Source organism: Micromonospora sp. AMSO1212t (assembly GCF_008868145.1).
GTDB lineage: Bacteria > Actinomycetota > Actinomycetes > Mycobacteriales > Micromonosporaceae > Micromonospora > Micromonospora tulbaghiae.
This window is the reverse complement of record NZ_WBKS01000196.1, coordinates 1-7,323: the sequence shown is the minus strand read 5'-3', so window position 1 is coordinate 7,323 and position 7,323 is coordinate 1. Positions and strand designations below refer to the sequence as shown.

General features: G+C 72.0%; 5 protein-coding genes. 2 read left to right on the top strand and 3 right to left on the bottom strand.

What is annotated here, in order from left to right:
• A partial coding sequence (locus tag F8279_RS28515; RefSeq protein ID WP_151501587.1) for a PLP-dependent aminotransferase family protein occupies positions 1–1,274 on the bottom strand: 1,274 nt, incomplete at its 3' end.
• A gap of 40 nt (positions 1,275–1,314) precedes the next feature.
• Between F8279_RS28515 and F8279_RS28510 the strand changes: the two genes are divergently transcribed.
• Positions 1,315–2,310, top strand: coding sequence for a DMT family transporter (locus F8279_RS28510; protein WP_091428177.1), 996 nt, complete (start codon positions 1,315–1,317; stop codon positions 2,308–2,310).
• On the opposite strand, the gene F8279_RS28505 is transcribed toward F8279_RS28510, so the two are convergent.
• Positions 2,248–3,462 (bottom strand): hypothetical protein, encoded by a 1,215-nt coding sequence (locus F8279_RS28505; RefSeq protein ID WP_091428179.1) that lies wholly within the window; start codon positions 3,460–3,462, stop codon positions 2,248–2,250. The genes F8279_RS28510 and F8279_RS28505 overlap by 63 nt on opposite strands.
• A gap of 330 nt (positions 3,463–3,792) precedes the next feature.
• Here F8279_RS28505 and F8279_RS28500 point away from each other — a divergent pair, with 330 nt between their 5' ends.
• On the top strand, positions 3,793–5,358 hold the full coding sequence (locus tag F8279_RS28500) for a polysaccharide lyase family 1 protein (RefSeq protein ID WP_091428181.1): 1,566 nt from the start codon (positions 3,793–3,795) through the stop codon (positions 5,356–5,358).
• A gap of 60 nt (positions 5,359–5,418) precedes the next feature.
• Here F8279_RS28500 and F8279_RS28495 read toward each other — a convergent pair whose 3' ends face one another.
• Positions 5,419–7,152 carry a cellulose binding domain-containing protein gene (locus tag F8279_RS28495; protein WP_091428183.1) on the bottom strand — a complete coding sequence of 578 codons (1,734 nt, stop codon included), beginning with the start codon at positions 7,150–7,152 and terminating at the stop codon, positions 5,419–5,421.
• Positions 7,153–7,323 lie beyond the last annotated feature (171 nt).

Genomic DNA, 7,323 nt, shown 5'->3' with positions numbered 1-7,323 from the left:
CCGGGGAAGACGGTCACGCCCGCCGCGGCTGCCGCCGCTGTCACCGTCATGTCGTCGGCGCCGTCGGGCAGGCGTACCCACAGGTGCAGGCCGCCGCGCGGGACCGCGCGCGGCGCCAGCTGCGGCAGGTGGCGGTCCAGCGCGGCGAGCAGCGCCTCCCGGCGGGCCCGCAGTTGCACGCGCAGCGTGCGGCGGTGCCGGTCCCAGGCCGGTGAGGTGAGGAACTCCACGGCGGCCTGTTGCAGCGGCCCGGCGACGAAGAGGTCGTCGAGCAGGCGGGCGGCGCGCAGCCGTGCCCCGGCCGGCCCGCGCGCGCCGATCGCGGCGATCCGCAGGCCGGGCGCTGTGGACTTGGTCAGCGAACGCAGGTGGACGACGTGCCCGTCCGGGTCGTCGGCGGCCAGCGGCGGCGGGGCCTCGCCGTCGATGGTGAGGTCGCGGGCGTAGTCGTCCTCGACCAGGAACGCCCCGGCCTCGCGCACCGCCTCGGCGACCTGGGCGCGTCGGGCGGGGGAGAGCGTCGCGCCGTGCGGATTGGCGTAGAGCGGCTGGCAGTAGAACAGGCGGGCGCCGGTACGGGCGAACGCGGCGGCGAGCTGGTCGGGGCGTACCCCGTCGGCGTCGGCGGGTACGGGCACCACCCGCAGCCCGGCGGCGCGCGCGGCGGCGAGCGCGCCCAGGTAGGTGGGGGACTCGACCAGCACCGTGTCGCCGGGCGTGGTGAGCGTCCTCAGCGTCGAGGAGAGCGCCGCCTGGCCGCCCGGGCAGATCACCATGTCCTCGGCGCGTAGTCCGCCGCCCGCCTCGCGGGCGAACCAGGCACGCAGGTCGAGGCGCCCCTCGACCGGGCCGCGCTGCCACGCGGCGGGCTGCCGGGCCGCGCGGGCGAGTGCTGCGCCGAGCGCGGCGGCCGGCTGGAGGTCCGGGTCCAGATAGCCTCCGGTCAGCGGGATCGCGCCCGACGGCGGTAACGCCAGCAGCGCCTGCATCTCCTCCTCACCGCCCCGCCGCGAGCCCAGCGCGACCGTCTGCCACGACAGGTCCGCCCGCGGTGGGTCGGCGCGCCTGGCGGCCACGTACGCGCCGCGACCCGGCCGCGTCTCCACCAGCCCGTCCGCGACGAGCCGCCGGGTCGCCTCGGCGACTGTCACGGGGGAGACGTGATGGTGCGCGGTCAGCTCCCGTACCGACGGCAGCCGCGTGCCGGGGGCGGCGTCAGCGGCCAGCGCACCCAGATGCCGGACCACACGGTCGATAGCGCTACCATCATTCATGACAGCACAGAGTAGCGCTACTGCGCGCACGACGGTAACGGTGAGACCGGGCGCCGGGATCGCCCTCGGCGCGCTGGGTGTGCTGGCATTCAGCATGTCGCTGCCGGCCACCCGCGTCGCGGTGCACACACTCGACCCGTGGTTCGTCGCGTTCGGACGGGCGGTCGGCGCGGCGCTGCTCGCGTGGGGCTACCTGCGGCTGACCGGCGCGCCGCGCCCCACCCGGGACCAGTGGCGACGGCTGTCGATCGTCGCACTCGGCGTCGTGGTCGGCTTCCCGCTGTTCACCTCGCTGGCGCTCACCACGCAGACGTCGGCGCACGGCGCGGTGGTCGTCACGGTGCTGCCCGCCATGACCGCCGTGTTCGCGGTGCTGCGGGCCGGCGAACGGCCGCCGCCGCTGTTCTGGATCGCCGGCGCCGCCGGTCTGGCGCTGGTGCTCGCCTTCCTCGCCGCCGGCGGCTCGATGCGCGGCGCGCTGTCCGCGGCCGACGTGTTCCTGCTCGCCGCCGTGGTGCTCTGCGGCCTCGGGTACGCCGAGGGCGGCAGGCTGGCCCGCGAACTCGGCGGCGCCCGCACGATCTGCTGGGCGTTGCTGCTGTCGCTCCCGGTCACCGTGCCGATCACGGCGGTGGCCGCTCTCGTCCACCCTCCGCAGGGCGGCGTGGCGACCTGGGCCGGGTTCGGCTACCTCACAGTGGTGTCGATGTTCCTCGGCTTCTTCGCCTGGTACGCCGGGCTGGCCCGGGGCGGCATCGCCAAGGTCGGCCAGATCCAGCTCGTCCAGCCGGTGCTCACGTTGATCTGGTCGGCAGCGCTGCTCGGTGAGGCGGTCACGCCCGGCGCGCTGGTGGTGGCGGGTGCGGTGCTCGCCTGCGTCGTGCTCATCCAGCGCACCCGGGGCGGCGCGACGCCGGCGCGCGCCCCGGGCGGGCCGTCCTCAGCGGGCCGGCCCAGCCCGGGCGGGCCGTCCTCAGCAGGCCGCGACGGTGCCGGTCACGCCGGAGATGTACGCGTGGCTGACGAAGTGTCCTGACGCGAGCCGGTTCCACTGGGTGGTGGTCCGGTACGGGCCGCTCACCGACTGGCCGACGACCGAGCACTCGATCGGCACGTTGGCGTAGGTGGCGGCCAGGCCGACGACCGGGTTGCTTGTGCCGGGGCCGGATCGGATGTTGAGCGGGCCGCTGCCGATCCGGCCCCGGGCGCCGGTGCCGGTCCAGAGGTAGGCGACGTCTACCCAGGCGTTGTCGGTCAGCAGCAGACCGTCCCAGAACGTGCCGTCGGCGAGGTCGATGCCGGCCGGGCTGCCCACCGTGCGCCCGAACTGGTCCCGGCCGCCGTTGTAGCCGCTCTGGTACGCGGCCTGCGCCTCGGGGCGGCCCTGCGGCAGGTCCTTCCACATCTCCCGGGTGCTGCTGGGGTTCCAGTAGTCGTCCCTGGTGTTCCACGGTCCGATGTCCCAGACCGGGGCGTACTCGCAGCGGCTCCGGGTGGTGGTGCAGACCCGCACGGTGTAGTCGCCGGTGTTCTTCGGCGCGAGGCCGCGGGCCGACGGCAGCGCGACGAAGTGGTCCCGCGAGACGATCACGTGCCCGTTGGCGGTGGTGCCGCCGACCAGGCCCTCCCGGGTGGCGTACACCCGGTAGGTGAGGCCCGGGGTGGCGGCCGTGACGGCGGCGACCGAGTCGGCGACGAGCCGGACGGTGCGCACGGTGGGCGCGGCGGACGGCCGTTCGGCGGTGAGGGCCACCCGGATCTGCACCCGGGTGACGGGCTGGTCGAACACGGCCTCGCCGGACACGGACCGCCACTCGGTCCACGCGCCCGACCGCCAGCCGCGCGCCGCCACCTCGACGGCGCCGCCCCGGCCGGTTGTCGCGGCGATGTCGGCCCGGACCCGGTTGGCCGGTGCGGCGAGCGGGTGGGGTGCGGTGACGAGCATGCCCTCGGCCGCCTGCCGGCGCTGCGCGGCCGGTCGGCTCGCCGCGTCGGCGAGGCCCAGTCCGGCGCCGGACCAGCGGACGTTGACGTCGTCGGAGTCGACGACAGTCAGGGCGGCGCTCCACGTGTTGCCGGTCGCAGCCGGTTCCGCCAGGGGTGCGGCGGACGCCGGCGAGACGGCCAGGACGGCGGCGATCGCGCCGGCGACCGCCGCCAGCGGGCGGCTCGTGCGGGGACGGGGCATGGCGCTCCTCGTGAGGGCGTGAAGTGATGAACTTCGATGTCAGGGTGACGTGCAGGCAACCATCGATCACGCGCCCCGTCAAGACGCCGCCCCGCGCGCCCGGACGCCCCGAACAGTGCAAAAAACCTGCAAACGCCAGCTCTTGCCTTCCTGGAAAGCGCTTTCATACGATTGCGTTACATCGATGTTTCATGTGCGATCCGGGCATCGCAGATGAACGACATTCGCCGGCGACGCGCCTGATCGCGTCGCGGCTCCTCATTATTCCCATTCGGTGACTGCCGCTGCTCGGCGGCAATTCCCGCATGCTCGAAAAAGAAATGAGTCGACATGAGAAGACCAGTCGCGCTGCGACTCCACGCGGCACTGGCCACGGCGGTCGTGGGAATCGCCGTCGCCGTGGTGCTGCCGTCCCCGCAGGCGTCGGCGGCGGCCGGCAGCGCCACCGGCTACGCCACCCAGAACGGCGGCACCACCGGCGGCGCGGGCGGGCAGACCGTACGCGCCACCACCGGCACCGCCATCCACGCCGCGCTGTGCGGCCGGGCCAGCAGCAGCACCCCGATCATCATCGAGGTGACCGGGACCATCAACCACGGCAACACCAGCAAGGTCTCCGGATCGAGCTGCAACACCGCGGACGGCGTGATCGAGCTGAAGCAGATCAGCAACGTCACCATCATCGGCGTGGGCAGCGGCGCCGTCTTCGACCAGCTCGGCATCCACATCCGCGACTCCCGCAACATCATCATCCGCAACGTGACGGTGCGGAACGTCAAGAAGTCCGGCTCGCCCACCTCCAACGGCGGCGACGCGATCGGCATGGAGAGCAGCGTCCGCAACGTGTGGGTCGACCACGTGACGCTGGAGGCGTCCGGCGGGGAGTCCGAGGGCTACGACGGCCTGTTCGACATGAAGGACGACACCCAGTACGTGACGCTGTCGTACAGCATCCTGCGCAACTCCGGCCGCGGCGGCCTCATCGGGTCCAGCGAGAGCGACCGCGGCAACGGCTACATCACGTTCGAGCACAACCTGTACGAGAACATCGACTCCCGTACGCCGCTGCTGCGCGGCGGCATCGCCCACATGTTCAACAACCACTACAACGGGCTGCACGAGTCGGGCATCAACTCCCGGGCCGGCGCGCGGGCCAAGGTGGACAACAACTACTTCCGCAACTCCAAGGACGTGCTCGGCACGTTCTACACCAGCGAGCGCGGCACCTGGCAGGTCAGCGGCAACATCTTCGACAACGTGACCTGGTCCTCGCCTGGGAGCGACAACTACCCGGCGGGTCCGAACGTGACGTCCACGACCACCGTGAGCGTCCCGTACTCCTACCGGCTCGACGCGGCGAGCTGCGTGCCGGACATCGTGCGGCAGACGGCGGGCGCCAACACCGGCCTGCGGGTGTCCGACGGCAACTGCACGCCGCAGTCTCCGGCGCCGACCACGCCGGGGCCGACCACGCCCGCGCCCACCACGCCGCCGCCCGGGACGACCACGCCGCCGCCGTCCGGCGGGACCAACCTGAGCCTCGTCTCCGGCGCCGGCGCCGACGGGTCCAGCAAGGCCGACGGCACCAGCTACGGCAACGTGCGCGACGGCAACCTGAGCACGTACTGGTCGCCGTCCGGGTCGACCGGCACCGTCTCGATCAAGTGGGGCTCGGCCATCACTGTGTCCCGCGTGGTCATCCGCGAGCCGTCGGGCACCTCGGGTTCGATCGGGTCGTGGCAGCTCGTCAACAACGACACCGGCGCGGTGCTCGCCTCCGGCAGCGGGGCCGGCCAGATCACGTTCGCCGCGACCTCGCTGAAGAAGATCAACTTCAAGATCAACAGCTCCGGCGGTACGCCGAGAGTCGGCGAGTTCGAGACGTACGCCAGTTAGCAGTCACACACGAGCGGGGGCGGCCGATCCGGCCGCCCCCGCCCTCGTGCGTGTCCCCGGTCAGAGGGTGAGCACGACCGTGGAGATGCTCCGCGCGCCGACGTTCACCGTCACCTGGTTGCCGTTCACGCCCACCGGCTGGCTCGCCGCGCTGGCGTTCTGCGACGTGGCCACGTACTCCGCCCGGCTGACGTTCTGCGGCGCCTGGATGATCGCGTTGTTCACCGCGCTGGTGGACCGGTTGAGGATCACCAGCGTGACCTTCCCGTCGCCGGAATAGGCGGTCACCTCCAGCGGCGAGGCCTTCGAGCTCTTGGCCAGGGCGACCCGCTGATAGCCGGGACGCACGTACTTCGCGTACTGCGAGAACGCGTACCCGCGCTTGAGCGGCGCACCCGCCACGGTGCCGTACGCGGACTCCCCGTCACCGATGAACGAGTAGTAGCGCTTGCCGTACCACCACACGTACGCGCTCCAGTTCGACTCCATCGACTTGTGCACGGTTCGCATGATGTCGTCGAGCGTCTCGTTCCAGGCCGCGGCGTTGGCCGGGTTGCCCCAGATGTTCGAGCCGCCGCCATCGGCCTCGTGCAGGTTCCACTCGGTCATCCACACCGGCTTGTTGTACTGCTGCGCCAGCGTGTACGGCTTCAGCCGGCCGGACGCCTCGGTGCCGTAGAGGTGACCGCCGATGTAGCCGATGTTGTTGCGGGCCGCCGCGTCGTTGAGCGTCGGGTCGGTGTAGCCGTAGTTCAGGTTCACCGCCTCGGCGACCATCAACTTCGTGTTCTGCACCTTGGCGCCCTGCTCCCGCACGAAGGTCTGCAGCTCGGTGCCGCTCCAGTCCATCGAGTCGTAGTCCGGGTGCCAGTCCGGCTCGTTCTGCACGGACGTGACGTCGATGGTCACGCCCTGGCTGCGCATGTACTGGACGTAGCTGTTGAGGTGGCCGGCGTAGTCGTCGTAGTAGTCGGTGCGCAGCTTGCCGCCGTTGATCCGGCTGTTGTTGGTCTTCCAGGCCGCCGGGGCGGTCCACGGCGACGCCATGATCTTCACGTTCGACCCGTACGACTTGGCCGTCCGCAGCGCGCTGACCTGGGTTCCCCACTCGCCGGACACCGGCGAGATGCCGGTACGCACGATGGACAGGCCGAGCTGGTTGGGGCCGAGCCCGACGAGCGTCTGCGTCTCCGCCGTCGACCAGGCGCCGCCCCAGATGGACACGGCGGCGCCGAACCCGTCGATCGTCTGGTAGCGGCTGGCGGTGTTGACGGTGATGTCCGCCGCCCCGGTGGGCGGCGGGCTGCTCGGTGAGGTGGTCGGCGAACTCGTCGGCGACGTGGACGGCGAGGTGGACGGCGACATCGTCGGCGTCGTGCCGCCGGTGCAGGTCACCCCGTTGAGCGCGAAGCTCGTCGGCGCGGGGTTGCTGCTGGTCCATGCCCCGTTGAAGCCGAACGACGTGCTGCCGTTCGTGGGGATGGACCCGTTGTAGTCGACGTTGCGAGCGGTGACCGCCGCTCCGCTCTGCGTCACGGTGGCGTTCCACGCCTGGGTGACCGTCTGACCGGCGGCGTAGGACCAGGTGAGCGTCCAGCCGTTGACCGGGTCACCGAGGTTGGTGACTGTGACGTTCGCGCCGAAGCCGCCCTGCCACTGCGACGACACGGCGTAGGTGACCGCGCAGCTGGCGGCCGCCGCCCCGGCCGGCAGCGCAGCAGCCATCGCTGTCGACGCCAGCAGGACGGCCCCGGCCGACAACACCGCGGTACGGGTCGTCTGGTGCCTTCTCATCGGACCTCTCTCTCCTCGATCGGCCAGCTCAGCGCTGGAGCGTGAGCAGTCCGGGTCGGTAGGGCAGGAGGCCGTAGTCGCCGCCGGAGTTGGGGGAGCGGCCCTGGTAGAGCAGTTGGAGGTTGCAGGGGTCGACGGTGAAGGTCTGGTCGGCGGTGGTGCGGATCAGTT

What these genes read in the sequence shown, in the direction of transcription:
- F8279_RS28505 (WP_091428179.1), bottom strand. Translation starts at nt 3,462, where the DNA reads ATGCCCCGTCCCCGCACGAGCCGCCCGCTGGCGGCGGTCGCCGGCGCG.
- F8279_RS28500 (WP_091428181.1), top strand. Translation starts at nt 3,793, where the DNA reads ATGAGAAGACCAGTCGCGCTGCGACTCCACGCGGCACTGGCCACGGCG.
- F8279_RS28495 (WP_091428183.1), bottom strand. Translation starts at nt 7,152, where the DNA reads ATGAGAAGGCACCAGACGACCCGTACCGCGGTGTTGTCGGCCGGGGCC.